Origin of the sequence: Streptomyces sp. NBC_01363, assembly GCF_026340595.1 — a bacterium.
In the GTDB taxonomy this organism is placed as follows: domain Bacteria; phylum Actinomycetota; class Actinomycetes; order Streptomycetales; family Streptomycetaceae; genus Streptomyces.
On the sequence record NZ_JAPEPF010000001.1, the window covers coordinates 588,163 to 614,645 of the forward strand.

At 70.2% G+C, this 26,483-nt stretch carries 25 protein-coding genes; 9 read left to right on the plus strand and 16 right to left on the minus strand.

Translation table 11 applies throughout. From position 1 onward, the window contains the following. Nucleotides 1-29: 29 nt before the first annotated feature. Together OG611_RS02715 and OG611_RS02720 are read left to right on the plus strand one after the other, a co-directional pair. A complete protein-coding gene (locus tag OG611_RS02715; protein ID WP_266415163.1) occupies nucleotides 30-578 on the plus strand; it encodes a VanZ family protein in 549 nt (182 codons plus the stop codon). Nucleotides 579-672: 94 nt separating this feature from the next. After that, the gene (locus OG611_RS02720; RefSeq protein WP_266415167.1) at nucleotides 673-876 is read left to right on the plus strand and encodes a PspC domain-containing protein; all 204 of its coding nucleotides are present in this window, start codon (nucleotides 673-675) and stop codon (nucleotides 874-876) included. Between the two features lie 69 nt (nucleotides 877-945). On the opposite strand, the gene OG611_RS02725 is transcribed toward OG611_RS02720, so the two are convergent. Further along, a complete protein-coding gene (locus OG611_RS02725; RefSeq protein WP_266415169.1) occupies nucleotides 946-1,263 on the minus strand; it encodes a hypothetical protein in 318 nt (105 codons plus the stop codon). Nucleotides 1,264-1,398: 135 nt separating this feature from the next. Next, the gene (locus OG611_RS02730) at nucleotides 1,399-2,553 is read right to left on the minus strand and encodes an adenosine deaminase (protein WP_266415171.1); all 1,155 of its coding nucleotides are present in this window, start codon (nucleotides 2,551-2,553) and stop codon (nucleotides 1,399-1,401) included. A gap of 103 nt (nucleotides 2,554-2,656) precedes the next feature. Here OG611_RS02730 and OG611_RS02735 point away from each other — a divergent pair, with 103 nt between their 5' ends. Beyond that, nucleotides 2,657-3,418, plus strand: a complete 762-nt coding sequence (locus OG611_RS02735; RefSeq protein WP_266415173.1) for an alpha/beta hydrolase — start codon at nucleotides 2,657-2,659, stop codon at nucleotides 3,416-3,418. 59 nt (nucleotides 3,419-3,477) lie between these two features. Here the strand turns inward: OG611_RS02735 and OG611_RS02740 are convergent, their stop codons facing one another. Beyond that, complete coding sequence (locus tag OG611_RS02740; RefSeq protein WP_266415175.1) at nucleotides 3,478-4,431, minus strand: LysR family transcriptional regulator; 954 nt, start codon at nucleotides 4,429-4,431, stop codon at nucleotides 3,478-3,480. A 62-nt stretch (nucleotides 4,432-4,493) separates the two neighbouring features. Here OG611_RS02740 and OG611_RS02745 point away from each other — a divergent pair, with 62 nt between their 5' ends. From OG611_RS02745 to OG611_RS02760, 4 genes are all read left to right on the plus strand, one after another. Continuing rightward, complete coding sequence (locus OG611_RS02745; protein WP_266415176.1) at nucleotides 4,494-5,816, plus strand: MFS transporter; 1,323 nt, start codon at nucleotides 4,494-4,496, stop codon at nucleotides 5,814-5,816. Nucleotides 5,817-5,901: 85 nt separating this feature from the next. Continuing rightward, on the plus strand, nucleotides 5,902-6,621 hold the full coding sequence (locus tag OG611_RS02750; protein WP_266415177.1) for a L,D-transpeptidase family protein: 720 nt from the start codon (nucleotides 5,902-5,904) through the stop codon (nucleotides 6,619-6,621). Nucleotides 6,622-6,685: 64 nt separating this feature from the next. Further along, nucleotides 6,686-7,717 (plus strand): sigma-70 family RNA polymerase sigma factor, encoded by a 1,032-nt coding sequence (locus OG611_RS02755; RefSeq protein WP_266415178.1) that lies wholly within the window; start codon nucleotides 6,686-6,688, stop codon nucleotides 7,715-7,717. 23 nt (nucleotides 7,718-7,740) lie between these two features. Next, nucleotides 7,741-8,031, plus strand: a complete 291-nt coding sequence (locus OG611_RS02760) for a hypothetical protein (RefSeq protein WP_266415179.1) — start codon at nucleotides 7,741-7,743, stop codon at nucleotides 8,029-8,031. A gap of 30 nt (nucleotides 8,032-8,061) precedes the next feature. On the opposite strand, the gene OG611_RS02765 is transcribed toward OG611_RS02760, so the two are convergent. Next, nucleotides 8,062-8,418, minus strand: a complete 357-nt coding sequence (locus tag OG611_RS02765) for an STAS domain-containing protein (RefSeq protein WP_266415181.1) — start codon at nucleotides 8,416-8,418, stop codon at nucleotides 8,062-8,064. A gap of 335 nt (nucleotides 8,419-8,753) precedes the next feature. On the opposite strand from OG611_RS02765, the gene OG611_RS02770 reads away from it, so the two are divergent. Further along, nucleotides 8,754-12,044: a S8 family serine peptidase gene (locus OG611_RS02770; protein WP_266425478.1), complete on the plus strand. Its 3,291-nt coding sequence runs from the start codon at nucleotides 8,754-8,756 to the stop codon at nucleotides 12,042-12,044. Between the two features lie 112 nt (nucleotides 12,045-12,156). Here the strand turns inward: OG611_RS02770 and OG611_RS02775 are convergent, their stop codons facing one another. From OG611_RS02775 to OG611_RS02815, 9 genes are all read right to left on the minus strand, one after another. Next, on the minus strand, nucleotides 12,157-12,747 hold the full coding sequence (locus OG611_RS02775) for a Uma2 family endonuclease (RefSeq protein ID WP_266415183.1): 591 nt from the start codon (nucleotides 12,745-12,747) through the stop codon (nucleotides 12,157-12,159). A gap of 98 nt (nucleotides 12,748-12,845) precedes the next feature. Beyond that, complete coding sequence (locus tag OG611_RS02780) at nucleotides 12,846-14,123, minus strand: thymidine phosphorylase (protein ID WP_266415185.1); 1,278 nt, start codon at nucleotides 14,121-14,123, stop codon at nucleotides 12,846-12,848. A gap of 133 nt (nucleotides 14,124-14,256) precedes the next feature. Next, nucleotides 14,257-14,655, minus strand: coding sequence for a cytidine deaminase (locus OG611_RS02785; RefSeq protein WP_266415187.1), 399 nt, complete (start codon nucleotides 14,653-14,655; stop codon nucleotides 14,257-14,259). After that, nucleotides 14,652-15,917 (minus strand): ABC transporter permease, encoded by a 1,266-nt coding sequence (locus OG611_RS02790; RefSeq protein ID WP_266415189.1) that lies wholly within the window; start codon nucleotides 15,915-15,917, stop codon nucleotides 14,652-14,654. The genes OG611_RS02785 and OG611_RS02790 overlap by 4 nt, the downstream gene beginning before the upstream one ends. Then, entirely contained in the window at nucleotides 15,914-17,032 is a 1,119-nt protein-coding gene (locus OG611_RS02795) for an ABC transporter permease (RefSeq protein ID WP_266415192.1), read from the minus strand. Before OG611_RS02795 ends, OG611_RS02790 begins: the two co-directional genes overlap by 4 nt. Next, nucleotides 17,029-18,615 (minus strand): ABC transporter ATP-binding protein, encoded by a 1,587-nt coding sequence (locus tag OG611_RS02800; RefSeq protein ID WP_266425479.1) that lies wholly within the window; start codon nucleotides 18,613-18,615, stop codon nucleotides 17,029-17,031. The genes OG611_RS02795 and OG611_RS02800 overlap by 4 nt, the downstream gene beginning before the upstream one ends. Before the next feature lie 252 nt (nucleotides 18,616-18,867). Continuing rightward, nucleotides 18,868-19,917, minus strand: coding sequence for a BMP family protein (locus OG611_RS02805; protein ID WP_266415194.1), 1,050 nt, complete (start codon nucleotides 19,915-19,917; stop codon nucleotides 18,868-18,870). A 138-nt stretch (nucleotides 19,918-20,055) separates the two neighbouring features. After that, nucleotides 20,056-21,282 carry an amidohydrolase gene (locus OG611_RS02810; protein ID WP_266425480.1) on the minus strand — a complete coding sequence of 409 codons (1,227 nt, stop codon included), beginning with the start codon at nucleotides 21,280-21,282 and terminating at the stop codon, nucleotides 20,056-20,058. A gap of 197 nt (nucleotides 21,283-21,479) precedes the next feature. Then, complete coding sequence (locus tag OG611_RS02815) at nucleotides 21,480-22,088, minus strand: hypothetical protein (RefSeq protein ID WP_266415196.1); 609 nt, start codon at nucleotides 22,086-22,088, stop codon at nucleotides 21,480-21,482. A 330-nt stretch (nucleotides 22,089-22,418) separates the two neighbouring features. Here OG611_RS02815 and OG611_RS02820 point away from each other — a divergent pair, with 330 nt between their 5' ends. Beyond that, nucleotides 22,419-22,763 (plus strand): hypothetical protein, encoded by a 345-nt coding sequence (locus OG611_RS02820; protein WP_266415198.1) that lies wholly within the window; start codon nucleotides 22,419-22,421, stop codon nucleotides 22,761-22,763. A 422-nt stretch (nucleotides 22,764-23,185) separates the two neighbouring features. Here the strand turns inward: OG611_RS02820 and OG611_RS02825 are convergent, their stop codons facing one another. Genes OG611_RS02825 through OG611_RS02835 form a run of 3 tightly spaced genes read right to left on the minus strand, consistent with a single transcriptional unit; the run spans nucleotide 23,186 to nucleotide 26,475 of the window. Continuing rightward, nucleotides 23,186-24,241: a hypothetical protein gene (locus OG611_RS02825; protein ID WP_266415200.1), complete on the minus strand. Its 1,056-nt coding sequence runs from the start codon at nucleotides 24,239-24,241 to the stop codon at nucleotides 23,186-23,188. A gap of 11 nt (nucleotides 24,242-24,252) precedes the next feature. Beyond that, complete coding sequence (locus OG611_RS02830; protein WP_266415202.1) at nucleotides 24,253-25,188, minus strand: N-acetylneuraminate synthase family protein; 936 nt, start codon at nucleotides 25,186-25,188, stop codon at nucleotides 24,253-24,255. Nucleotides 25,189-25,239: 51 nt separating this feature from the next. Continuing rightward, nucleotides 25,240-26,475, minus strand: a complete 1,236-nt coding sequence (locus OG611_RS02835) for an acylneuraminate cytidylyltransferase (RefSeq protein WP_266415204.1) — start codon at nucleotides 26,473-26,475, stop codon at nucleotides 25,240-25,242. Nucleotides 26,476-26,483: the final 8 nt, after the last annotated feature.

Consider the following 26,483-nt stretch of genomic DNA (forward strand, 5'->3'; position numbering starts at 1 on the left):
ATCCTGCCGTTCGCCGCGTCTTGGGGGACGTGCGTCAAGGTTCGGACGGTCAAGCCGTCATCCGCTTCCGCGCGGCCGGGGTCTCTCTCCTCCTCGCGCATCTGCTGCTTGTCGGGTGGCTGACCCTGCGCCCCCTCGACGTGCCCTGGACGACCGCCTCGAATCTTCATCCGCTCGCCGGCATCAGAGCCGATCTGTCCCTCGGCCCGGTCGAGGCCGCCCGCCGGATCGGTGAGGGCCTGCTGCTGCTCGCCCCGCTGGGCGTACTGCTGCCGATGGCCGGGGGCAGGCTCTCCGTCTCCCCGTGGGCCTCGCTGGCCCGTACCGTCGCGGCGGGGGCGCTGATCTCCACGACCATCGAACTGGCCCAGACCGGGGTGCCCGGACAGGTCGTCGACGTCGACTCGCTGCTGCTGAACACGACCGGCGTGGCGCTCGCCCACCTGCTCGTCGTACCCATGTGCCGGGCACGGCTGCGCCGCAGGAAGCAGGAGCGGGTCAGGGTGACCCCCCGCCCCAGGGACGAGCCGGGCCAGGGTGCGACCCCGACGATTCCCAGGGTCGGGATCGCCCCGTAGAGCGACGCTTTGCCCCCCTTCGCCGGGCCACCATGGAGCCATCGGGAGCACGACGGAGCTGCTCCCTCAGCAACGGTTCGCGAAGGAGCCCACCATGGCCGCACTTGCCCGCCCCCGTGACGGACGCATGATCGGCGGAGTGTGCGCAGCGCTGGCACGGCGCTTCGGCACCTCCGCGGGAACCATGCGCGTCATCTTCCTGGTCTCCTGCCTGCTGCCGGGGCCGCAGTTCCTGCTCTACCTGGCGCTGTGGGTGCTGTTCCCGTCCGAGAAGACGTCGTCGGCCACCGCCTGGTGACCCTCGTACAGACACGCCTGTGGGGCGGACACCCGGTCCGGGTGTCCACCCCACAGGCGTGTACGGGTGTCAGCCGCCGAGCGGGAGACCGTTGGCCGACAGGCCGCTGGTCTTCATGCCGCCCGCGGGCAGACCGCCGAGCAGACCCTTGACCGGGGTGGTGGCGTCGCCGACGAGCTTCTGCTGGCCGGTGCCGAGGAGCTTGGTGGCCGTCTCCTGGACCGGCAGACTCCGGGTCGCGGTCTCCAGCGCCGCGCCCGCGACCGGCAGGGCGGTGGTCGCGGCGTCCGTCGGCAGCACCGCGGCGGAGGCGGGACCCGCGGCGGCGGCGGCGAAAGCGGCACCGAGAGCGGCGACGCCGAGAGTCCTGACAGCAGACTGCTTCATGTGAAATTCATCCTTGGGGAGAGGGACGTGGGGGCTCCGAAACGTAGCCATCCCACCACCCTTCCCGCAAACATGCCGACACGCGGAGAAAGGCCGGGAATTCGACATCCCGGCCGTTCTCCGCAGAGGCGCCGATCAGCCCACGGAAGTGGAAGAAACGCTGGTCGCAGCGGTCTGCTCGAAGAGCCACTCGGACTTCAGCTCGGCATATCCGGGCTTGATGACATCGTTGATCATCGCTAGACGCTCATCAAAAGGAATGAATGCCGACTTCATCGCATTGACGGTGAACCACTGCATGTCGTCGAGCGTGTATCCGAAAGTCTCGGTCAGCTTCTCGAATTCGCGGCTCATGCTCGTACCGCTCATCAGCCGGTTGTCCGTGTTCACGGTGGCCCGGAAATGCAGCTTCCGCAGCAGCCCGATGGGGTGCTCGGCGTACGAGGCGGCGGCGCCGGTCTGAAGGTTGGAGGTCGGGCACAGCTCCAGCGGGATGCGCTTGTCCCGTACGTAGGAGGCGAGGCGGCCGAGCTTCACGCCGCCGTCGTCGGCGACCTCGATGTCGTCGATGATGCGGACCCCGTGACCCAGCCGGTCCGCACCGCACCACTGGAGCGCCTGCCAGATCGACGGCAGGCCGAAGGCCTCGCCCGCGTGGATGGTGAAGTGGTTGTTCTCGCGCTTGAGGTACTCGAAGGCGTCGAGGTGCCGGGTGGGCGGGAAGCCCGCCTCCGCGCCCGCGATGTCGAAGCCGGCCACGCCCTGGTCGCGGTAGCGGTTGGCCAGCTCGGCGATCTCCAGGGAGCGGGCGGCGTGCCGCATCGCGGTGAGGAGGGCGCCCACACGGATGCGGTTCCCGTCCCGGCGGGCCCGCTGCTCGCCCTCGCGGAAGCCCTCGTTGACCGCCTCGACGACCTCTTCGAGGGTCAGCCCGCCCTCCAGGTGCTGCTCGGGGGCGTACCGCACCTCGGCGTACACGACACCGTCCGCGGCCAGGTCCTCGGCACACTCGGCGGCCACCCGGACCAGCGCCTCGCGGGTCTGCATGACGGCGCAGGTGTGGGCGAAGGTCTCCAGATAGCGCTCCAGCGATCCGGAGTCGGCCGCCTCGCGGAACCAGATGCCGAGCTTGTCGGGCTCGGTCTCGGGAAGTCCTTCGTATCCGCTCGCGAGGGCGAGGTCGACGATCGTCCCCGGGCGCAGGCCGCCATCGAGATGGTCGTGCAGAAGCACCTTGGGGGCACGCCGGATCTGATCCTGGCCGGGCACATGAAGGGTCGGGCTCATCATCTGTGCACTCTAGTCCCTACGCGCGTAGATTGTCGCTCGTCGATACGTAACAGTGACCGCCAATACAGGTGGAGTACACCCGCCCTTCTGACACTGTTCTGTCATGGCACAGAGCACACTCCCCCTGCCGGCAGCCAGGCTGGGACGGGCCGTCAGGACGGCCGGAGCTCCAACCGCGGTCAGCGGCGTGGTCCTGCTGCTCCCGGACGGCGAGGCCGACTCGCACCGCCGCCCTTCCCCTCTCTCCTACGCATCCCAACTCCCGCTGGCCCGCGCCCTGGCCCGCGCGGGCCAGGAGGACGGGCTCGCCGCGCACGTCGTGCGCTACCGCTGCCGGGGCTGGAACGCGACAGCCGCCCACCTCGCGGCGGACGCCGAGTGGGCGGTGGACGAGGTCGTACGGCGTTACGGCGACGTCCCCGTCTGCCTGACCGGCCACGGCATGGGCGGCCGGGCCGCACTCCGCGCGGGCGGCCACGCGGCGGTCGACTCCGTCCTGGCGATGGCCCCCTGGCTGCCCGAGGAGGAGGCGGACGGGCCGGAGCCGGTGAAGCATCTGCTGGGCCGCCAGGTATTGCTCGTCCACGGCACCAACGACGCCCGCACCGACCCCGAACTGTCCTTCCGGCTGGCCGAGCGCGCCAAGAAGACCAACCGCGACACCTGTCGCTTCGAGGTCCACTCGGACGGCCACGGTCTGCGCCAGCACCGGGCCGAAGTGATGGCCCTGGCCGCGGACTTCGTACGCGGTTCACTGTTCGGCCGCGCCTACGCGCGCCCGGTGGCCGACGCCCTGGCGGCACCGCCTCCGCTGGGGTTGCGCATGCCGTTGGCGGCAGGGTTCGGGAAGTCGCTGCGCGGGTGAGGGGCGTCGCTGCCGCCCCGACAGGGGCAGTGGACCCCGCGCACGCCGGGACGGCGCCGTCAGTCCGGCAGCAGATGCCCTCGACGTGACAGCAGGAAGCGCTTGAAGGCGGCCACCGGTGGGGTGTCGGGGTGGCCGTCCAGCCAGGCGACGCCGATTTCGCGGGCTGCCCTCGGGGCCGTGACGGTGAGTTCGACGACGCCGGGGCGGGGCACGGCGGGCGGGGGGAGCAGGGCCACGCCCAGGCCGGCCGCGACCAGGCCGCGCAGAGTCTCCGCCTCCTCGCCCTCGAAGGCTACGCGGGGGGTGAAGCCCGCCTCGGTGCACAGGTCGTCGGTGATCCGGCGCAGGCCGTAGCCCGGTTCGAGGGTGACGAACTTTTCGTCGGCGGCCTCCGCGAGGCGGATGCGGCGGCGGGTGGCGAGGCGGTGGTCCTCGGGGACGACGAGGCGCAGGCGCTGTTCGTCCAGGCGGCGGGCGACGAGGTCGGGGGCGTCCGGGACGGGTGAGGTGAGGCAGAGGTCCAGGCCGCCGGCTCTCAGGCGTTCGATCATCGCCTCGCCGTAGTTCTGCACGAGTTGGAACCGGACCCGGGGGTGGTCGGCGCGGAAGGCGCGGATGAGGGCGGGGACGGTTTCCGAGCCCATGGTGTGCAGGAAGCCGAAGGCGACCTTGCCGGTGGCCGGGTCGGCGTCGGCCCGTACCGAATCGGCGGCCTTCTCGACCTCGGCGAGGGCCCGCTCGGCGGAGCCGAGGAAGGTGCGGCCCGCCGGGGTGAGCGAGACGGTACGGCCCTTTCGGGCGAACAGAGCGACTCCCAGGTCCTGTTCGAGCCTGACCATCGCCCGCGACAGCGTCGACTGCGGGACGCCGAGCTCCTGCGCGGCGCGTGTGACGTGCTCGTGGCGGGCCACCGCCTCGAAGTGGGCCAGTCGCGGTGCGAGCACGGCGCGAATGTCTTCTTCGTAACTACTGGGTGACAGCCGGGGCTGTGAGCTGCGTTCATGCACCATGGGATTGATTATCGCCACTTCGTGCATTGGACGCATGAAACCGGAGAGCCTACTTTCGAAGCATGCCTCCTGCCAGTACTGGGGCGTCCACGCTCACCGTGGCCGCCTCGCCCCAGCCGTCCCCCGCCGCCGCCCCCGTCGCCACCGCCGGCTCCGCCGCGCCGGACCGTCTCGAACCGGGCCGCCCCGGCTACCGCCGGATGAGCTTCGCGCTCTTCGCCGCAGGTGTCGCGACGTTCGCACTTCTCTACTCCACGCAGGCCCTGCTGCCCGCCGTCTCCGCCTCCCTCGGCGCCACGGCCGGACAGGCCAGCTGGACGGTCTCCGCGGCGACGGGCGCACTGGCGCTGTGCGTGCTGCCGATGAGCGCGCTCTCCGAGCGGTTCGGACGGCGGCAGATGATGACCGCCTCGCTGACGGTCGCGGTACTGGTCGGGCTGCTCGTCCCCTTCGCCCCCTCGCTGGGCTGGCTGATCGCACTGCGCGCCGTCCAGGGCGCGGCACTGGCCGGGCTGCCCGCCTCGGCGATGGCGTATCTGGCCGAGGAGGTACGGCCGAAGGCACTGGTCGCCGCGATCGGGCTGTTCGTGGCCGGCAACAGCATCGGCGGCATGAGCGGCCGTATCCTCACCGGCTGGATCGCCCAGCTGTGGGGCTGGCGCGCGGCGCTCGGCGCGGTCGGGCTGCTGGCCGCGGCCTGCGCGGTCGTCTTCCACTTCATGATCCCCAGGGCGCGGAACTTCACCCCGGGAACACTGAACCCGAAGGCCCTCGCGAAGACGGTGGGCGGGCATCTCGCCGATCCGCTGCTGCGCCGGCTGTACGCGATCGGCGCGCTGTTCATGACGGTGTTCGGCGCGGTCTACACGGTGATCGGCTACCGCCTGGTGGAGGCGCCGTTCAACCTCCCGCAGGGTGTCGTCGGCTCGATCTTCCTGGTCTACCTCGTCGGTACGGTCTCCTCCGCCGCGGCCGGCCAGCTCGTCGCCCGGCTCGGCCGCCGGGGCGCGCTGTACCTGGCCGTCTCCACCACGGCCGCCGGCCTGCTGCTCTCCCTCGCCGACCAGCTGGCCGCCGTGCTCCTCGGCCTGGTCCTGATCACGGCGGGCTTCTTCGCCGGGCACGCGGTCGCCTCCTCGTCCGTGAGCCGTACCGCGACGAAGGGCCGCGCCCAGGCGTCGGCGCTCTACCAGTCCGCGTACTACCTGGGATCCAGCGCGGGCGGCACGCTCGGCGCGGTCGCCTTCCACGCCGGGGGCTGGGCCGGGACCGTGTCACTGGGGCTGCTCGCGGTGCTCGGCGTCGTCTCGATCACGCTGTACGGGACGCGGGCCGCCCGCGCCGAGCGGCGCCGGCTGGTTCCGTCGGCGTCCGTACCGAACTGAGACATACGGCGCACAACCTTCCACTCCCCGACGCGCGTCTAGCAGGCGGAATCACCTCACGGCGCGCGAAGGGGAGTTGGCGTACATGAGAGTCGCGGGGAACATACGGGGAGTACGGCTGCGGCGGCGCGGGCTCGCGCTGTCGGTCGCGGGCCTGACCGCGGTGCCGGCCCTGGTGCTGGCCACCGGCGGGCAGGCGCAGGCGGCGTCCTGCACGACGTCCACCGGGCCGTACCAGAAGCAGGTCGAGAAGTATCTGCACCGGCCGGTCGACGGCAAGCAGTCGGCCGCCGACTGCAAGGCGATCAGGTCGTTCCAGAGCACGTACGGGGTCACCCCCACCATCGGGTACGCGGGTCCGGTCACCTGGCGCACGATGAAGACGATCACGGCCCAGAAGGCGGCCGGCAAGAACCCGAACAAGGACAAGAAGTGCCCCACCAACAAGGGGCGCATCGCGTGCGTGGACCTGACCCGGCAGCTGAGCTGGATCCAGGACGGCAGCAAGCTGAAGTTCGGACCCGTGCCGGTACGGACCGGGCGGGACAAGTACGAGACCCGCACCGGGTCGAAGAAGATCTACTGGCGGCACATCAACCACGTCTCGTCGATCTACCACGTGTCGATGCCGTACTCGCAGTTCTTCGACGGGGGCCAGGCGTTCCACGCGGTGGGCGTGAAGATGTGGAACCCGCCCGGGTCGCACGGCTGCGTCAACATGCGTACCGCCGACGCCAAGTCGTACTGGAATCTGCTGAGGAACGGCGACGACGTCCACGTGTACGGGCGCAAGCCCGGAACGTGACCGGAATCCGGGCGGTTTCGGTACTTCACGCCCCTGTTGTCAGTGGCCTGCGGTAGCTTCCGGAGTGCCGAAGCGGGCGGCGTCACAGCGCAACAGGGGTGGAGCGATGAGTGATCTGACAGCGACGACGGACATCGACAGTCGTCTGGAGGGACACCGGGTCGAGCTGACCGGTTACTGCTACCGGATGCTCGGTTCGGCCTTCGAGGCGGAGGACGCTGTGCAGGACACGCTGGTGCGTGCCTGGCGCAACTTCGACAAGTTCGAGGGTCGTTCCTCGCTGCGCTCCTGGCTGTACCGCATCGCCACCAACGTCTGCCTGGACATGCTGAACGCCGGGAACAAGCGGGCCCGTCCGGTCGATCTGACGGGCCCGACGCCGCTCGCCCAGGCGGCGCTGAACCCCCTGCCGGAGAACACCTGGCTGGAGCCGATGCCGGACGGGCGCATCCTGCCGACGGTGGCCGACCCGGCGGAGGCCGCCGTGGCACGGGAGTCGGTGCGCCTCGCGTTCGTCGCCGCGCTCCAGCACCTGCCGCCCAAGCAGCGCGCCGTGCTGATCCTGCGCGAGGTGCTGGCCTGGAAGGCGAGCGAGGTCGCCGAGCTGCTCGACACCTCGGTCGCCTCGGTCAACAGCGCCCTCCAGCGGGCGCGGGCCACCCTCACCGAACACAAGGGCGAGGCCGCCGACGCCGCGAATCCGCTCGACGAGGAGCAGCGCAAGCTCCTTGAGCGGTACGTGGCGGCCTTCGAGGGCTACGACATGGCGGCGCTGACCGCGCTGCTCCATGAGGACGCCGTGATGACCATGCCGCCGTTCGACCTCTGGCTCCAGGGGCACGACGACATCACCGGCTTCATGCTCTCCATCGGCGCAAGCTGTGCGGGCTCCCGCCTGGTGGCGACGTCGGCGAACGGCACCCCGGCGTTCGCGCACTACAAGCCGGATCCGGACGGGCCCGGGTTCGTGCCGTGGGCGGTGCAGGTCATCGACATCTCGGACGGGGCCATCACCGGGATGCACTGCTTCCTGGACACCCCGCGCTGGTTCCCGCTCTTCGGGCTGCCGGACCATCTCGACGCCGACGCGGCGTGAGACGCGGTATACGGAACGGGCTGGTGACCGGCTGGGTGGTACTGGCGGCCGGTGGCTGGGGGCTGACCCAGTGGATGGGCGAGCCGTCCGCCACCGGCGGCCCCGGGCCCGGTTCGGCCCGGCCCTCCGGGCCGGGCGGTGAGCCGGGGCCGCAGCCCGAGTCCGCCTGCGACGACGGCATCGGCCACTCGGCCCGGCACCCCGCCGCCACCCCGGCCCCGCTCCTCTCGGCATCGGCGCCGCCGGTCGACGGCGGGACGGCCCGGCTCACGCAGGTGGTCTGCGTACGGGCCCGGCTCGGTTCCGCGGACTGAGCGGGGCGGGGCCGGGGTCGGCTCGCACGCTCAGCCCCCGCTCTCCCCCGCCTCGGCCCCCACCCCCGTCCCCGTTCCCGTTCCGCACCCCACGTCCACCACGTCGGCCAGCCCGACCAGGTCGAGCAGGCCCTGCAGTTCGGGCGGCACATTGCGCAGCCGCAGTCTGCTGCCGCCCGCCCGGCGCGCGACGAGCCCCAGCCGCGCTATCGCCTCGACCAGAGCCAGATCCACGTGCACGACCCCGCCCACGTCGCAGTCCACCCCCGCGTCCGGGGCGCGGACGGCGCCGTCGGGGTCGTACAGCAGCGTCTCCAGCTCGGCGCAGAGTACCGGCACCGCGGCCCTGGTGACGCGGCCGGTGACGACGAGAAGGTTCGGGGTCATGGGTTCCACATCTGGGAGACCGGTCCGGCGGCCGAAACTCATCGCTGCCCGGCCCCCGTCCTGTCCGGGCCGCCCGGCCCGGCGCACGCCCCGTGCCCGCCCGGGACCGATGAACTTCCGTCAACTCCGCTTACCTGTGCGGTTTCTGTGAACCTTCTCCGTCAATTCCCCCTCTAGGTACGTGAACCGGCCGGCACCGGCGTCCCATCGGTGCCGACTGACCAGTGGCCCCTCGGGGGCCGCCTGATTCTCCAGGGGGAGAGTTGCGCAGACACGTGAAGAACGCGTGTGTTTCGACCGTCGCCGCGGCCGCCGCCGTGGCACTCGCGGCCGGGATGACCACCCCGGCCATGGCACAGCCCGACGCCGCCCGCTCCGGCACCGCCCGCCCGGTCGGCGCCGGGTCCGCCACCGGGCACGAACTGACGCTCATCACCGGCGACCGCGTCACCGTGGACGCCAAGGGCGAGGTCATGTCCTTCCGGGCCGCCCACGGGCGCGAACACATACCCGTGCAGCGGCAGATACGCGACGGGCACACCCTGCTCGTCCCGGCCGACGCACACCGGCTGATCAGCTCCGGCAAGCTGGACCGCCGGCTGTTCGACATCACCGAGCTGAGCCGGGCGGAGAACCGCAGGGCCCAGAAGTCGGGCCTGAAGCTGATCGTCTCCTACCGGGGCGCCCAGGCCGCGACCGCCAAGGCCGAGGTCCGGAACGCGGGCTCCACCCGGGTCGACCGGACCCTGAACTCGCTGAACGCCCAGTCGGTGACCACGCCGCAGCGCGACGCCCAGGACATCTGGCAGGCACTCACCGCCAAGGCGGCGCACAGTGCGCAGCGCACCACGGCCGCCGGTATCGACCGGGTCTGGCTGGACGGCGTGCGCCGGGCCAGCCTCGACAAGAGCGTGCCGCAGATCGGCACCCCTGCCGCCTGGAAGGCCGGTTACACCGGAAAGGGCGTCAAGATCGCCGTACTGGACACCGGCGTGGACGCCACCCACCCCGATCTCCAGGGCCGGATCCTCGGCACGAAGAACTTCACCGCCTCGCCCGACACCAAGGACCGGGTCGGCCACGGCACCCACGTCTCCTCGATCGCGGCCGGTTCGGGCGCCAAGTCGGGCGGCAAGTTCAAGGGGGTGGCCCCGGACGCCAAGCTGCTGGAAGGCAAGGTGCTCGACGACGACGGCTTCGGCGACGACTCCGGCATCCTGGCCGGCATGGAGTGGGCGGTCGCACAGGGCGCCGACATCATCAACCTGAGCCTCAGCGGCGGCGACACCCCCGAGATCGACCCGCTCGAAGCGGCGGTCAACAAGCTGTCGGCCGACCAGGGCGTCCTGTTCGCCATCGCGGCGGGCAACGAGGGCGACGCGGCCGGTACGGTCGACTCCCCGGGCAGCGCGGACGCCGCGCTGACCGTCGGCGCGGTCGACGACAAGGACCAGCTGGCCGACTTCTCCAGCCGTGGCCCGCGCATCGGCGACGGGGCGATCAAGCCCGATGTCACCGCCCCCGGCGTGGACATCACGGCGGCGGCCGCACCCGGCTCCGCCATCGACCAGGAGGTCGGGCAGAACCCGCCCGGCTACCTGACGATCTCCGGTACGTCGATGGCGACCCCGCACGTCGCGGGTGCCGCGGCGCTCCTCAAGCAGCAGCACCCGGAGTGGAAGTACGCCGAGCTCAAGGGCGCGCTGACGGCCTCGACCAAGCCGGGCGCGTACACGCCGTTCGAACAGGGCTCGGGCCGGATCGCGGTGGACCGGGCGATCACCCAGACCGTCGTCGCCGACCCGGTCTCGGTGAGCTTCGGGGTGCAGCAGTGGCCGCACACCGATGACACCCCGGTCACCAAGAAGGTGACGTACCGCAACCTCGGCACGACCGATGTCACCCTGGACCTGGCGGTCACGACCACCAACCCGAAGGGCAAGCCCGCCCCGGCCGGCTTCTTCGGCCTCGGCGCCGACAAGGTGACCGTCCCCGCGGGCGGCACCGCGGATGTGCCGCTGACCGTGAACACCAAGCTCGGCGGCACGACGGACGGCACCTACTCCGCGTACGTCGTCGCGACGGGCGGCGGCCAGAGCGTCCGCACCGCCGCCGCGGTCGAGCGGGAGATCGAGTCCTACGACCTCACGGTCAAGACCATCGGGCGCGACGGCAAGCCCGCCCAGTTCGCCGATTCCGACCTCTTCGGTCTCACCGGAAAGGCGCTCGGCCAGTGGCTCGCCCCGACGAGCACCGACGGTACGGCCAAGGTCCGGGTCCCCGCCGGCGGATACGTACTGAACACGGGCGTCACCGTCGACCCCGAGGACTACTCCAAGGGCACCGACTGGCTGGCCCAGCCGAAGCTGGACGTCACCAAGAACCTCACCGTGACGCTCGACGCGCGCAAGGCGAAGCCGGTGAACATCACCGTGCCCGCCACCGGGACGACGTCCCTGCTGGCCGCGCCCGACCTCCAGCTCACCGCCGATGAAGGCGGCTACTCCTACGGCTGGGTCCTCGACACGTACAAGAACTTCCGCACCGCGCACTTCGGCCCGAAGGTGACCGACGGTTCGCTCTCCCAGCACTGGATCAGCAGCTGGTCCAAGGGAGCCTCGACCCGGTACGACATCGTGGCCGGCGGTCCGGTGACCCAGGCGGCCACCGGTTTCGAGCGGAAGTACACCGCCGGCCAGCTGGCCAAGGTGGGTGTCTCCCTCGGCTCGCCCGCCATACGCAAGACCGGTGAATTCGCCGCCTCGGGCATGCTGCCCGACTCGGACGGCGGCTGGTCGGCCTGGTCGTTCCACAAGATCCCCGGCAATGTCACCTCCTACGTCTCCACCGCCGACAAGGTGAAGTGGAGCTTCGACTTCGAGCAGGACGGCGGAGTCGACGCGGACGGCTACCCGGTGACCGACGCGTCGTACTCCCTCGGCGCCCCGCAGTCCTTCAAGGCGGGCAAGTCCTACACGAAGAAGGTCAACACCGCGGTGTTCGGCCCCGCGGTCAGCTCCGAGTACGGCATCCTCCGTGACGGCAACGACATCGTCGGAATGCTGCCGCTGGTGGCCGACGGGCAGGGCAACATCGGTGGTTCCGCCTACAGTTCGGCCACGACGGTGCTGTACCGCAACGGCAAGAAGCTCGCCCAGAACGAGGACCCGCTGCTCGGCGACACCCCCATCGCCGTTCCGTCCGCCGCCGCCGACTACCGGCTGACGACCTCGGCCCGGCGCAGCACCAAGCTGTCCCCGGTCTCCACCCGGATCGACGCGAGCTGGACCTTCCGCTCCCAGCGGACCTCGGGCCCGGTCATGCTGCCGGTCTCCACGGTGCGGTTCACGCCCAATGTCACCGCGGACAGCAAGGTCACGGCCGGCCGGACCGCTTCCGTGCCCGTGACGGTGCAGGGCGCGGCTGCCGGGAAGAACCTCAAGTCTCTGACGGTGTACGTCAGTTACGACGCCGGCAAGACCTGGAAGAAGTCCACGGTCAAGGCGGGCAAGATCTCCGTGAAGAACCCGGCCAAGGGGAAGTCCATCTCCTACCGGGCGAACGTCACGGACAAGAAGGGCAACAAGTCGTCGGTGTCGATCTACAACGCGTACTTCGGCAAGTGAGCGCATAGCCACCCCGACCGCATGACGGCGGCCCGCCGGGACGGATTCCTCCGCCCCGGCGGGCCGCTCGCGTTTCCGGACCGCACCGGGAGGACCGGCATCGCGACATCGCTCAGCTGACCGGGAAAATCCCGGTGTCCAGGTCCAGCCCGAACGGCTGGGGCAGCGTCAGCTTCTCCCCGTACTCGACCGTGTCCAGCACCCGGTAGGTGCCGCTGTCGGGCTCCCCGTAGAGCGTGGCGGTGGGGCGGCCCGAGTGCCACGGGTCGAGCAGCAGGAACAGCTCGACACCGGCCTTCGCGTATCCGTGCACCTTGCCGATGCGGTCGTGGTTGGCGTTGGCCTGCGAGGTGATCTCGACGACGAGCCGCGCCTCCTCGGCCGGGACGCGGTTGCCCGGCCCGATCACCACTGCGTCCGGTACGACGACCAGATCGGGGATGTAGAGCCCGGCCCGCCCCGGCACCGGGACGCCGAGGGTCTGGAAGATCTCCCAGTCCTCCGGAAGCACGGAGTAAAGCCTGCGCTGCAGCCGCGCGGCGGTGAGATTGTGGTCCTTGGACGGCGGTGGCTCCACGGTGACGATCCCCTCGATGATCTCCACCTTGCAGCCCTCGGGCGCATCCGTCTCCTCCCAGATCCGGACGAGGTCGTCCCATTCCTGACCGTGGCCCGGTGCGGGCTCGACGGCGGGTGCGCTCATGGCGGTCTCCTCCTGTCGGGGCGTCACCGAGTCCAGCACGCCGAACGGGACCGGCGGCGGTCCACCGGTCCCGTTCACCCGTACGAGGAAACCGCAGGTCAGGCGATACGTTCCCGCACCACCGGGGTGGCGGTGAAGGCCGTGCCGGCCGGGGCGATGTCGTACGCGTCGGGCAGGGCCTTCAGCGCGTAGTCGAACTTCTCCGGGGTGTCGGTGTGCAGCGTCAGCAGCGGCTGTCCGGCCGTCACCGTGTCGCCCGGCTTGGCGTGCAGTTCGACGCCCGCGCCCGCCTGGACCGGGTCCTCCTTGCGGGCCCGGCCCGCGCCGAGGCGCCAGGCGGCGACGCCGATGTCGTACGCGTCCAGGCGGGTCAGTACGCCGGTGGACGGGGCCGTGACCACGTGCTGCTCGCGGGCGACCGGGAGCGTGGCGTCGGGGTCGCCGCCCTGGGCGGAGATCATGCGGCGCCAGACGTCCATCGCGGAGCCGTCGGCGAGGGCCTTCTCCGGGTCGGCGTCCTTGAGCCCGGCCGCGTCCAGCATCTCGCGGGCCAGGGCGAGGGTGAGGTCGACGACGTCCTTCGGGCCGCCGCCGGCCAGCACCTCGACCGATTCGCGCACCTCCAGGGCGTTGCCCGCGGTCAGGCCCAGCGGGGTGGCCATGTCGGTGAGCAGGGCGACGGTGCGCACTCCGCTGTCGGTGCCCAGGGCGACCATGGTGGAGGCCAGTTCGCGGGCGTCCTCGATGGTCTTCATGAAGGCGCCGGAGCCGACCTTGACGTCCAGGACGAGCGCGCCGGTGCCCTCGGCGATCTTCTTGGACATGATGGAGCTGGCGATGAGCGGGATGGCCTCGACGGTGCCGGTGACATCGCGGAGCGCGTACAGCTTCTTGTCGGCGGGGGCGAGCCCGTCACCGGCGGCGCAGATCACCGCGCCGGTGGTGTCCAGGACGTTCAGCATCTCCTCGTTGGAGAGGTGGGCGCGCCAGCCGGGGATGGACTCCAGCTTGTCCAGGGTGCCGCCGGTGTGGCCGAGGCCCCGGCCGCTGAGCTGCGGAACGGCGGCGCCGCAGGCGGCGACCAGCGGGGCGAGCGGCAGGGTGATCTTGTCGCCGACGCCGCCGGTGGAGTGCTTGTCGGTGGTGGGCCGGGAGAGCGACGCGAAGTCCATCCGCTCGCCGGAGGCGATCATCGCGGCGGTCCAGCGGGCGATCTCGGTGCGGTTCATGCCGTTCAGCAGGATCGCCATGGCCAGCGCGGACATCTGCTCGTCGGCGACCTCACCGCGGGTGTACGCGTCGATGACCCAGTCGATCTGCTCGGGGGTCAGCTCGCCTCGGTCCCGCTTGGTGCGGATGACGGAGATGGCGTCCATGTCCTGGGAGTCCTTCCGGCCGGTACGTACGGTACGCAAGAGTCCCGAATGACTCTACGCGCATAGAGGGTGGAGCTGGGGGTGGCCCTCCCGACGGGCGGGAGGGCCACGGTGAGCGCGCTGCGGCAGCCCGTTACTTCAGGTGGTCCGGGCCGAACGCCTGCGGCAGCATCTCGTCGAGCGTGCGCAGCCCGTCCGGCGTCTCCAGGACCAGTTCGGGGCCGCCGAACTCGTACAGCAGCTGCCTGCACCGGCCGCACGGCACCAGGATCTCGCCCGCCCCGTCCACGCAGGTGAAGTGGGTGAGCCTGCCGCCCCCGGTGGCGTGCAGCTGGGAGACCAGGCCGCACTCGGCGCACAGCCCGATGCCGTACGAGGCGTTCTCGACGTTGCAGCCGGACACCGTACGGCCGTCGTCGACGCGCGCCGCGGCACCGACCGGGTAGTGCGAGTACGGGACGTACGCACGGGTCATCACGGACCGTGCGGCGCTCCGCAGCGCCGCCCAGTCGACCTCCGCGGCGGCCGTCACTTGCCCTGGCCCTTCCGGTAGACGAGACCGTCCGCCTTCGGCATGCGCAGGCGTTGCGCCGAGAGCGAGAGGACCAGCAGTGTCGTGACGTACGGAGCGGCGTCTACGAACTGGCTCGGCACCTGGTCCGTCAGCACGTACCAGGTGAAGAGCAGCGCGGAGACCGCTGCCGAGGCCACTGCGGCCACGTACTTCTTCCGGTACAGCTGCCAGAGCAGCACGACCACCAGCAGAATCGCGAGCAGCAGAAGCATCGCGTGCACATTCTCGGCACCGCCGCGCAGCTTGAGGCTGTCGGTGAAGCCGAACAGGCCCGCACCGAGCGCCATCCCACCGGGCATCCAGTTACCGAAGATCATCGCGGCGAGACCGATGTAACCGCGGCCACCGGTCTGGCTCTCCTGGTAGATGCCGGTGGAGACGATCGCCAGGAAGGCGCCGGCGAGTCCGGCCAGACCACCGGAGACGACGACGGCGATGTACTTGTACTTGTAGACGTTGACGCCGAGCGACTCGGCGGCGACCGGGCTCTCGCCGCAGGAGCGCAGCCGCAGGCCGAACGAGGTGCGCCACAGCACCCACCAGGTGCCGGGGACCAGCAGCAGCGCGACGACGGTCAGCCAGGACAGGTTGGTGACCAGGCCACCGACGACCCCGGCGATGTCGGAGACGAGGAACCAGTGTTTCTGCTGGAGATCGAGAAGCCAGTCCGACAGCCCCGGAATGGTGATCCGGTCGATCGCCTCGATCCGCGGGGACTGCTTGGACGAACCTCCCTCGACGCCGTCGAAGGCGTAGTTGGAGAGGTAGCGGGTCAGCCCTACCGCGAGGATGTTGATGGCCACACCGGAGACGATGTGGTTCACCCCGAAGGTGACGGTGATGACCGCGTGCAGCAGGCCACCGAGGGCGCCACCGATGATGCCGAACAGGACACCCACCCACGGGCCCCACTGGAACCCGGCCCAGGCGCCGAACCAGGTGCCCAGGATCATCATGCCTTCGAGACCGATGTTGACGACACCCGCACGCTCGGCCCACAGACCGCCGAGTCCGGCGAGGCCGATCGGGACCGCGAGTTCGAGGGCGCCCGCGACCTGCCCCACGGAGGTCACGTCGTTGGCACCGCTGATCAGGCGGACGAGCGAGACCAGCGCGAGCCCGCCCGCGATGATCAGCAGGATGACGGGCAGGGTGAGCTTGCGGCGGCCGCCGCCCTTCTTGGGGGCGACGCTCGCGGCGGAAACCTGGGTTGCGCTCACAGTGCGGCCTCCTTCTCGGTCGTGAGGGCATGGCCGGCGGCGAGTTCCTCGCCGACCTTCTGCTGCTGGCGGCGGGTTCCGTAACGGCGCACGAGTTCGTAGCTGACGACGACCGAGATCACGATCAGGCCCTGCATGATCGTGGCGATCTCCTTCTCGTACCCGAACTGGTCGAGCGAGGCGGACGTCTTGTCCAGGAAGGCGATCAGCAGGGCGCTGAAGGCGATGCCGACCGGGTTGTTCCGGCCCAGCAGGGCGATGGTGATGCCGGTGAAACCGATTCCGGTCGGGAAGTCGAGGCTGTAGGTGTGCGTGTCACCGAGGAGTGTCGGCATGCCGGCGAGACCGGCGACGGCTCCGGAGATCAGCATCGAGGTGAGGACCATCTTCTTGGCGTCCACACCGGAGGCCTGGGCGGCGCTCTCGCTCTCGCCCGTGGCCCGCAGGTCGAAGCCGAAGCGGGTGCGGTTCAGGACGAACCAGTAGATGACACCGCAGGCGGCCGCGACGAAGGTGAATCCGTAGATCTCCCCCGCCTCCGCTCCCATGGACAGGCCGGGGAACCAGGCGGACTCCGGGATGTCGCCGGTGGTCAGGTTGTTGGAGCCGGCGGGCTGCACACCGAAGTTCTTCGGCAGGATCAGCCAGGCGATCAGCGCGGTCGCGATGGAGTTGAGCATGATCGTCGAGACGACCTCGCTCACCCCTCGCGTGGTCTTGAGGAAGCCGGCGATCCCTGCCCAGAAGGCGCCGACCAGCATCGCGACGATCACGATCAGCGCGATCTGCAGCGCCCCCGGAAGGTCGACGCTCGCGCCGACCAGCGCGGCCACCATCGCGGCGAGCCGGTACTGGCCGTCGACACCGATGTTGAAGAGGTTCATCCGGAAGCCGACGGCGACCGCGAGGGCGGCGAGGTAGTACGTACCCGCCTGGTTGATGATCAGCACCTGCACATCGGCGTACATCGCCGAGTCGAACATCAGCCGATACGGCTCGAACGGGTTCTTGCCCGAGGCGAGCAGCACCGCGGTGGTGAGCGCAAAGGCGACGACCAGGGCGAGAACGGGGCCGGCGAAGCCCAGGATCAGCCGGTCCTTGTCGAATTTCTTCATCGGTCCTCGTCCTCCGGTGCTGCCTCGAGATGACCGGTGGCGGCGCCGGTCATGGCCGAGCCCAGTTCCTCCGGGGTGATGGTGCCGGGGTCGGCGTCGGCGACCAGTCGGCCGCGGTACATGACGCGCAGGGTGTCGGAGAGCCCGATCAGCTCGTCCAGGTCCGCCGAGATGAGCAGGACGGCGAGACCCTCGCGGCGCGCCTCCCGGATCTGGTCCCAGATCTGCGCCTGTGCACCGACATCCACTCCGCGGGTGGGGTGCGCGGCAATCAGCAGTTTCGGAGCGTGGCTCATCTCCCGGCCGACGATCAGCTTCTGCTGGTTGCCACCGGAGAGGGAGGCCGCGGTGACCTCGATGCCCGGGGTGCGGACGTCGTACTCGCGCACGATCCGTTCGGTGTCGGCGCGGGCCGCCTTGATGTCCAGCAGCCAGCCCCGGCTGTTGGGCTTTTCCGTGACGTGGCCGAGGATTCGGTTCTCCCAGAGCGAGGCCTCCAGCAGCACGCCGTGCCTGTGCCGGTCCTCGGGGATGTAACCGATACCGCTCTCGCGTCGCTTGCGCGTGGGGACGTGCGAGATGTCGTCACCGTCGAGGGTGATCGCCCCGTGGTCGGGGTCCCGCATGCCGACCAGTGCCTCGATCAACTCGGTCTGGCCGTTGCCCTCGACACCGGCGATGCCCAAAACCTCACCCTTGTGGATGGTGAAGTCGATGCCGGCCAGCACGTCACGTACCACGCCGTCCGGGTCGGTGACGCCGAGCGCGAGATTCTCGACACGGAGCATCGGAACGTCCGTCACCGTGGATTCCCGGGTCTCGGGCGAGGGCAGTTCGCTGCCGACCATCAGCTCGGCAAGCTGCTTGGTGGTGGTGTTCGCCGGGTCGGCGGTGCCGACCGTCGTACCGCGGCGGATCACCGTGATGTCGTCGGCGACCGACAGCACCTCGCCCAGCTTGTGCGAGATGAAGATGACGGTCAGGCCCTCTGCCTTGAGCTCGCGCAGGTTGTCGAAGAGCGCGTCGACCTCCTGCGGAACGAGCACGGCCGTCGGCTCGTCCAGGATCAGGATGCGGGCGCCCCGGTAGAGGACCTTGAGGATCTCCACGCGCTGCCGGTCGGCGACGCCGAGGTCCTCGACGAGCGCGTCGGGCCGGACCCCCAGACCGTACGCGTCCGAGATCTCCACGATCTTCTTGCGTGCGGCGGAGCCGATCCCATGCAGTTTCTCGCCGCCGAGAACCACGTTCTCGAGGACGGTGAAGTTGTCGGCGAGCATGAAGTGCTGGTGCACCATGCCGATGCCGCGCTCGATGGCGTCGGCCGGGCTGCCGAACGCCACCTCGACCCCGTCGACCGTGATGGTGCCCTCGTCCGGCTTCTGCATGCCGTACAGGATCTTCATCAGAGTGGACTTGCCGGCGCCGTTCTCACCGACGAGGGCGTGAACGGTTCCCTTACGGATAGTGATGTCGATGTCGTGGTTGGCGACGACGCCTGGGAAACGCTTGGTGATGCCGTGCAGTTCTACGGCGGGGGGGCTGGTGGACGCGTTGATGACGCACTCTCCTTGGCCGGACAGGAGCGGGGCAAAGGGGCAGGGGCGGGGCGAAGCTATCGCGCCGGAGGGCCGTCTACACGCGTAGTGCTGCCGAATCGTAAGGCAACGCACACAGCATCGCGAGGGGCTCGGTCCTGGGCCTGTGCGGCTGTTGCCGGGAGGGGCACCAGGACGCTGCGACGGGCGGAACTTCTTCGATGAGCACCCCCTGAGCCCGGAGCGGCAGGACTGCGCGCTCCGGGCCCGGGGAAACCAGCTGTACGGCAGTTGCTGTTACGGGGTGGTCTTGACCGTGACCGTGCCGTCGACGATGGCCTTCTTCGCCTTGTCGACAGCGGCGATGACCTCGGTCATCTTCGTGAAGGCCGGGTTGGAGTCGGCCAGGCCGACACCGTCCTTGTCCAGGCCGTAGCGGATCTCACCGGTCTGCGGCTTGCCGTCCTTGACAGACTTGATCAGGTTGAAGACGGAACCCGAGACGTCCTTGGTGACCGAGGTCAGGATCTGCGCCTTGTAGGCCGCCAGACCCTTCTGGCTGTACTGGTCGGAGTCGACGCCGATGGCCCACTTGCCCGCCTTGGCCGTGGCCTCGATCGAGCCCGAGCCGGCGAGACCGGCCGCGGCGTAGACGACATCGGCCTTCTTGTCGAGCTGCCCCTGGGCGGCGGCCTTGCCGAGGTCGGGCTTGGAGAAGCCGTCGAAGTTCGGCGGCTGGGTCAGGTACTGCGACAGGACCTTCACCGACGGGTCGGTGTCCTTCACGCCCTGCTCGAAGCCCGCCTGGAACTTCTTGATCAGCGGGGTCTCCACACCGCCGATGAAGCCGACCGTCTTCGTCTTGGTGACCTTGGCGGCCGCGACGCCGGCGAGGTACGAGCCCTGCTCCTCGTTGAAGACCAGGTTGGTGATGTTCTTGTCGGTCACCGAGGCGTCGTCGATGATCCCGAAGGTGATCTTCGGGAACTTCGGCGCGACCTTCTTGATGGCGGGCGCGTACGCGAATCCGACACCGATCACCGGGTTGTTGCCGGCGCGGGCCAGCGTGGTGAGACGCTGCACCTTGTCGGCGTCCGACTCACCGTCGGACGGTTCGGCCTCGGTGCCCTTGAAGCCGAGTTCCTTCTCGGCCTTGGCCAGTCCGGCGTAGGCAGCGTCGTTGAACGACTGGTCGCCACGGCCTCCGATGTCGTACGCAAGGGCGGTCTTGGCTCCCTTGGAATCGGAACCAGCATCCGACGAGGACTTACCGCCACAGGCGGTGGCACTGAGCGCAAGCGCCGCGGACGCAAGGCCCACGGTGGCAATCCGGGTGATCCGGCGCAAGGGAAGGCTCCTTCAAACCTGACCGAAGCGCCTCTTCCGGCGCTGGTTTCGCCGCGATCGTAACGCGCGTAGATGTCAGATAAAGCCCTGTACGGAAGCCGTTATCGGATCGTCGCGAACCAGGGGTGACCTGTCCGGTTACGGATGGTTGCCGTTGAGCAACGCGGAGGCGGTGAAGAGCTCCACCGCCACCGTGATCGCCTCCTCGTCGGCGTCGAAATCACCGCGATGCAGGTCGAGCCGGGCGGTGTCACCGGGGGTACGGACCCCGAGCCGGGCCATGGCTCCGGGGACGTGTTCCAGGTACCAGGAGAAGTCCTCACCGCCGAGGCTCTGTTCGGTGTCCTCGATCGCAGACGAACCGCGGCGTGCGGTCATCGCCCTCGCGAGCAGATCGATCACGTCGGCGTCGTTCACGACGGGCGGGACGCCCCGGACGTAGTTGATCAGCGTTTTGGCCCCGTGCATCCCGGCCACCTCGTCGACCGCCGCGTGCACCAGATCCGGCGCCTCCCGCCACGCCGCCAGTTCCAGGCAGCGGACCGTGCCGGAGAGTTCGGCATGCTGCGGGATCACATTGCAGGCGTGCCCGGCCTCCAGCCGGCCCCAGGTGACGGCGAGCCCGGCCCGTGCGTCGACCCGGCGGGCCAGCAGTGCGGGCACCTCGGTGGCGACCTTGGCGGCGGCGGTGACCAGGTCAGTGGTCAGATGCGGCCGGGCGGTGTGCCCGCCGGGGCCGTCGAGCGACACCTCCAGCCGGTCGCAGGCCGAGGTGATCGCCCCGACCCGCAGTCCGATCCGCCCCACGTCCACCTTCGGGTCGCAGTGCACCCCGATGATCCGCCCGACACCCTCCAGCGCCCCGGACGCGATGGTGTCGGGCGCACCGCCGGGCAGCACCTCCTCGGCCGGCTGGAAGATCAGCCGCACCGGCCGCGGAAGCAGCCCCTGCCGGTCGAGCTCGGCCAGCACGAGCCCGGCGCCGAGGACCGAGGTGGTGTGGATGTCGTGCCCGCAGGCGTGCGCCCGGTCGGGAACGGTGGACCGGTAGGGGACGCCCGCCTTGGTGTCCGGGATGGGCAGAGCGTCGATGTCCGCGCGCAGAGCGAGCATGGGACGCGGGTCGCCTTCCCGCCTGCCCACGTCGCACAGGAGCCCGGTCCCGGTGTCGAGTACCCGTGGTTCCAGCCCCGCCTTCTCCAGCCGGGCCTTGATGGCCGCGGTGGTACGGAACTCCTGGTTGCCCAGCTCGGGGTGCATGTGCAGATCACGCCGGAAGGCGATCAGTTCGGCACGCAGGGCCTCGGGTAGGGTGCCGGGCAGTTCCTCTTCCGTGGACGGCTGGGCATCGGAATCGCGGGACATCAACTGGCTCACCTGGTGAAGGGTAAGGCCCTTCCCCCGTCAACTGACCATGAAACAAGAAAAGTTCAGCCACATAGACGAATAAATGACTGCGTCGTGGCGTGTGAGGTGATGGCGGCGTGGGTAAACTCGCCCCCTTTGCGCCATGACCGACCACTCCGACCACCCAGGTCGGCCAGGTCGACCATCGGGCACCGTCAGGCGGAGAGCCCCCGGCGTACCGGCATCAGTGCCACCCCGAGACAGAGGGCTCCGACCGGCAGCAGATCCAGGCTCACGGCCATCAGCACGGTGCCCGTCAGCACCAGCACCGGCGCCCACGCCCGGACCAGGTCACGGCGGAGGAACGCGAGCAGGGTGACGAGGGCCAGCAGCCCGAGCCAGAACAGCATCGGCACCACGGTGTAGACCAACGGCATCACACCGGGCACGCCCTGCACCCGATCGAAGATCTCGCTCATGGCCTCTTTGTCCGCCGCGACGAACCCGGCCGCCAGGTCGATCACCGCCTGCACCGCCACCGCCGCCGCACCGAGCAGCCCGACCCCGGCGGCCACCTCGACGGCGACCCTCCTGCCGCCTCGCTCCCCGGCAAGCTTCCGCAGCCCCAGGAACACCGGCACGAATGCGAGCACCCCGGCCAGGAACAGCAGATGCGCCAGCGACCACCACACACCGGGCCCGTAGTCACTGACGGCGCGCCCGATCAGCCGCACCGCTCCGTACCCGGCCATCAGGGCCGGACCCGAGAGGAACGCCGTCCTGGCCGTCGTGTTCTGTCGCTCCGTCAACTCCGGTGTCTGCATGTTCAGATGCTCACGTCCGCCCACCGCTGTCCGCTATCGGGGCTCACCCCCAACAAACCCTGACCCATGCGCCGCCCCGGGTCGGGGTACGCCATCGTTCATTCGCCGGCGGAGGCATGGCTCCCCGACGAATCAGCCACCGGCCGCCCGCCACTGAGCCCAGCAGAACATCCCCATCAACTCCGGTCCTGATTCCCATACTTCGATGCCGGACACAACCGACCACTGATCGAATAGCGCATCCTCCCAAGGCCGGATGCGGACTGGCAGTGATCTTTGGCACCGTTCCCGAGAGCCGTCTGTCGGCTCATTCCGAGGGAGGGATTTGTCATGAACCACACCCGAATGAAGTTCGGAGTGATGGCATCGGCCATCAGCATGGTGGCCACCGGTGTGACGTTGGGCTTCGTACCGGCAGCCAGTGCCGCTGTGCCCAAGCCGAGCGGCTGCAGTGCCTACGTGAGCCACGGAAGCCTGAACGACGCCGTCGCTTGGTGCAACAAGGGGAACGGCTCCTGGTACGTGGAGGCCAAGTGTGCCAGCGCAGGTCGCGTGAATGGGCCGTACCGCGGCAGCAAGGGCTGGCGCAAGGGGGCCACCGAAGCTGCCTCGGTTCTGAAATGCGGCACCAACGCTTGGCCCATTGAGCTGAAGGTCGTCAACGTCAGCGGCTGATTGCTCGGTTCGCAGATTCATCGGTTTGCCGGGGGCCGGCTGAACAGGTCGCCCCCCGGCAAACCGACTCGTTCGGCCTTCCGCGGGCGAAGCAGCGATCACGCCGTGGGCACGCCGAGAAGCTCGAAGGCCCGGAGCATCTGGCGGAACGGGCGCGGAGCAGCCGGTTCGCCTCACTCCCGATCACGGCGGGACACGGGTGCGGCGGGCAGGCTGCCCCGGGCATCACCGGTATCCGTTCGACCGGATACCGATCGCACAGGCCCAGACCCGGGGAATGGCGAACCCGCGACTCAAGTGGACTCCGTCCTACGACGTGCGGACCACGGCCGTCCGACGGTTACCGGTCGTGCTGCCGAACGGAAACGTGACACCCCAGGGTGCAGGTGTCACGTTGTCGTACAAGGTGGTGCCGTTGCCCCTCACGCCTCCGTCACCGCCGTCGCCCGCCAGGGCGCCAGACGCTGTACGTCGCGGGCGGTTTCCGTGACGCCGCTCAGGAAGCCCTGGGCGCGGGGGGACGCCGTGTCGCGGAGCCATTCCGGGGCGATGTCGCAGACGGCGACCTTCACCTCGGTGCCGGCCAGGGCGAGGGGCAGGGTGTGGACGACCGTGGAGGGGAAGCTGAGGACCGTGCGGCCGATGGGGCCGCGGCGGGCGATGAGTTCCAGGGGGAGATCGGGGCGGACGATCTCCAGGCCGGTGGCGGCCTCCAGGGCGTGGAGCTTTTCGGTGGACTCGCGGCGGTGCGCGAAGTAGCGGGTCGCGCCGTGGGTGCGGGACAGGGACGCGACGGCCTCCAGGTACTGGTCCCGGTCGACCACGCCCGTCTCGACCAGCGACGTGCCGACCAGGTCCGCGCCCTTGGTCAGCAGCGGCGGGCCGAAGCGGGCACGGGTCCAGGCGAAGGTGTTGGGGGTGACTCTCACGCCGGGCGGAGCCTCGACCGGCATGGCCGTGAAGACCTCGACCGTACGGTCGGCGGACGGGGTGAAGCGGCTGCGGGCGCGGGCCGTGACCGGGGCCAGGACCAGTTCGCGCGGGCCCGAGCTGCCCTTGCGGTGCCAGCGCACCAGGCGTTCGCCGCGCGCGAGCTGGGCGACGAACTCCATGGTGGCCGTGCCGTCGTCGACCACGGTGAGGCGGCGGGCCCGGACCATGGTGAGCAGGAGTTGTACGTACCGGGAGAACGGGTCGCCGATGACGACGTGTTCCGCCCTGCGGACGAGTCCGGACAGCTCGCGCAGGCTCTTCAGGGGGGCGCCCGCGCCGCCGCGCGCCTCCTGCCAGCGGACGTTGACGCCCTCGTCGCGGGCCAGCTCCGCCATCCGGCGCAGCTGACCGCGCGACATCGGGTCGACCGGGGGGAGGACGACGACCGTGATGTCCGTGAGGACCCGGTCGCCGCCTCCCTCTGTGTAGGCCCACTCCAGGACGTTCAGGAGCTGGACCGGGCTCTCGACGAAGGCGAGGTTCACCGGTCGGCCCGTCAGACCGCGACCGGCTCGGCGGCCGGGGCCGCCTCGGTGCCCTCGGCGACGACGCCCGCGACCCGGCGGAGCTTCTTCATCGGGCCGAGCTCGGACTCGTACACCTTCTTGACGCCGTCGCCGAGCGAGGCCTCGATGGTGCGGATGTCGCGGACGAGGCGGGTGAGGCCCTGCGGCTCGACGGAGGCGGCCTGGTCGGAGCCCCACATGGCGCGGTCGAGGGTGATGTGGCGCTCGACGAACGCGGCGCCGAGGGCGACGGCGGCGAGGGTCGTCTGGAGGCCGGTCTCATGGCCGCTGTAGCCGATCGGGACGTTGGGGTACTCCTGCTGGAGGGTGTTGATGACCCGCAGGTTGAGCTCCTCGGCCTTGGCCGGGTACGTCGAAGTGGCATGGCAGAGAAGGATGTTGTCCGAGCCGAGGACCTCGACCGCGTGGCGGATCTGGCGCGGGGTCGACATGCCGGTGGAGAGGATGATCGTGCGGCCGGTGGCGCGCAGGGCGCGCAGCAGCTCGTCGTCGGTGAGGGAGGCGGAGGCGACCTTGTGGGCGGGGACGTCGAACTTCTCCAGGAAGGCGACGGCCTCGGTGTCCCACGGGGAGGCGAACCAGTCGATGCCGCGCTTGGCGCAGTGCTCGGAGATGGCCTGGTACTCGGCCTCGCCGAACTCGACGCGGTGACGGTAGTCGATGTACGTCATCCGGCCCCAGGGGGTGTCGCGCTCGATGTCCCACTGGTCGCGCGGGGTGCAGATCTCCGGGGTGCGCTTCTGGAACTTGACGGCGTCGCAGCCGGCTTCGGCGGCCACGTCGATCAGGGCGAGGGCGTTGTCGAGGTCGCCGTTGTGGTTGATGCCGATCTCGCCCGTGATGTAGACGGGGTTGCCGGGGCCGGCGGTGCGGGTGCCGAGGGTGCGCAGACGGGAGGTGCTCATGAGGTGTGTTTCCTTAGCTCGGATGACTTGGCGGGTTTGGGGGACCCGGGATCACTTGGGGGACTGGGTGGGATGCGTGGCCGTGAGGGTGGGGCCGAGCAGCCAGGCCGCGATCTCGCGGATGGCGCCGAAGCCGCCGGGGGTGGTCGTGACGGCGCGTGCGGCCGCCCGTACCGAGTCGTGGGCGCTGGCGACGGCGACGGGCCAGCCGGCGAGTGCGAAGCACGGCAGGTCGTTGACGTCGTTGCCGACGTAGAGGACACGTTCGGGAGCGATGGACTGTTCGTCGCACCACTGCTTGAGTGCCTGGTCCTTGCGGTCGATGCCGTGCAGGACCGGGATGCGGAGCTTGTGGGCGCGGGCGGCGACGACCGGGTTCTGCTCGCTGGAGAGGATCAGCAGCGGCAGTCCGGCCCTGCGCAGGGCGGCGATGCCGAGGCCGTCGCCGCGGTGGACGGCGACGATCTCGCGTCCGTCGGCGTCGATGAGGACCCGGTCGTCGGTCTGCGTGCCGTCGAAGTCGAGGACGACCGCGTCGATGTCGTCGAGGGTGGGCAGCGGCGAGGGGTCGAGCAGCGGCGCGAGGGCGCGGGCGCGGGCCAGGTCGTGCGGGTCGTCGATCTCCAGGACCCGCGCGGCGTCGGTGCGCACCAGGGCGGTGTGGCCGAAGAAGCGGTGGCGGTGGGTGCGGAAGCCCTCGGCGTTCATGGCGTACGCGGTGCCGGTCTCCAGCAGGTCCTCGGGGCGGTCCTGCCGCATCTGCCGGACGGACTTGTCGTGGTTGACGCCGTAGTTGTCCTCCTCGACCGCGCTGCCGTCGCGCCAGAGGAAGCCGTGGAAGGGGGCGACCGTGACCGCCGTGTCGGCGCCGTCGCGGGCGACCGCGGCGGCGACGCCGTCGATGTCCTCCCGCAGCACGAAGGGGCTGGTGCACTGGACCAGCAGCACCACGTCGGCCGTCCGCTCGCGCATCGCCTCGTAGGCGTCCAGGGCGTGCAGCACCGCGTCCTCGCTGCTGGACCTGTCCCCGGCGATGGCCGCGGGGCGCTGGACGATGTGCAGCCGCTCGGGGGCGCCCAGCGTGTCGCCGGCGGCGCGGGCCGCGTCCGCGATGGCCGCGTCGTCGGTCGTCACGACGACGTCCGTGACCTCGCGGGAGGCCAGGCAGGCGCGTACGGCGCGGGCGATCAGCGGTACGCCGCCGACCTGGGCGAGGTTCTTGGCCGGTACGCCCTTGGATCCGCCGCGGGCGGGGATCACGGCGAGCACGGTGGGGGTCGGGGTCATCTCTGCTC

What these genes read in the sequence shown, in the direction of transcription:
- OG611_RS02720 (WP_266415167.1), top strand. Translation starts at nt 673, where the DNA reads ATGGCCGCACTTGCCCGCCCCCGTGACGGACGCATGATCGGCGGAGTG.
- OG611_RS02725 (WP_266415169.1), bottom strand. Translation starts at nt 1,263, where the DNA reads ATGAAGCAGTCTGCTGTCAGGACTCTCGGCGTCGCCGCTCTCGGTGCC.
- OG611_RS02730 (WP_266415171.1), bottom strand. Translation starts at nt 2,553, where the DNA reads ATGATGAGCCCGACCCTTCATGTGCCCGGCCAGGATCAGATCCGGCGT.
- OG611_RS02735 (WP_266415173.1), top strand. Translation starts at nt 2,657, where the DNA reads ATGGCACAGAGCACACTCCCCCTGCCGGCAGCCAGGCTGGGACGGGCC.
- OG611_RS02740 (WP_266415175.1), bottom strand. Translation starts at nt 4,431, where the DNA reads ATGGTGCATGAACGCAGCTCACAGCCCCGGCTGTCACCCAGTAGTTAC.
- OG611_RS02745 (WP_266415176.1), top strand. Translation starts at nt 4,494, where the DNA reads ATGCCTCCTGCCAGTACTGGGGCGTCCACGCTCACCGTGGCCGCCTCG.
- OG611_RS02750 (WP_266415177.1), top strand. Translation starts at nt 5,902, where the DNA reads ATGAGAGTCGCGGGGAACATACGGGGAGTACGGCTGCGGCGGCGCGGG.
- OG611_RS02765 (WP_266415181.1), bottom strand. Translation starts at nt 8,418, where the DNA reads ATGACCCCGAACCTTCTCGTCGTCACCGGCCGCGTCACCAGGGCCGCG.
- OG611_RS02770 (WP_266425478.1), top strand. Translation starts at nt 8,754, where the DNA reads ATGACCACCCCGGCCATGGCACAGCCCGACGCCGCCCGCTCCGGCACC.
- OG611_RS02775 (WP_266415183.1), bottom strand. Translation starts at nt 12,747, where the DNA reads ATGAGCGCACCCGCCGTCGAGCCCGCACCGGGCCACGGTCAGGAATGG.
- OG611_RS02780 (WP_266415185.1), bottom strand. Translation starts at nt 14,123, where the DNA reads ATGGACGCCATCTCCGTCATCCGCACCAAGCGGGACCGAGGCGAGCTG.
- OG611_RS02795 (WP_266415192.1), bottom strand. Translation starts at nt 17,032, where the DNA reads ATGAAGAAATTCGACAAGGACCGGCTGATCCTGGGCTTCGCCGGCCCC.
- OG611_RS02810 (WP_266425480.1), bottom strand. Translation starts at nt 21,282, where the DNA reads ATGTCCCGCGATTCCGATGCCCAGCCGTCCACGGAAGAGGAACTGCCC.
- OG611_RS02815 (WP_266415196.1), bottom strand. Translation starts at nt 22,088, where the DNA reads ATGCAGACACCGGAGTTGACGGAGCGACAGAACACGACGGCCAGGACG.
- OG611_RS02820 (WP_266415198.1), top strand. Translation starts at nt 22,419, where the DNA reads ATGAACCACACCCGAATGAAGTTCGGAGTGATGGCATCGGCCATCAGC.
- OG611_RS02830 (WP_266415202.1), bottom strand. Translation starts at nt 25,188, where the DNA reads ATGAGCACCTCCCGTCTGCGCACCCTCGGCACCCGCACCGCCGGCCCC.
- OG611_RS02835 (WP_266415204.1), bottom strand. Translation starts at nt 26,475, where the DNA reads ATGACCCCGACCCCCACCGTGCTCGCCGTGATCCCCGCCCGCGGCGGA.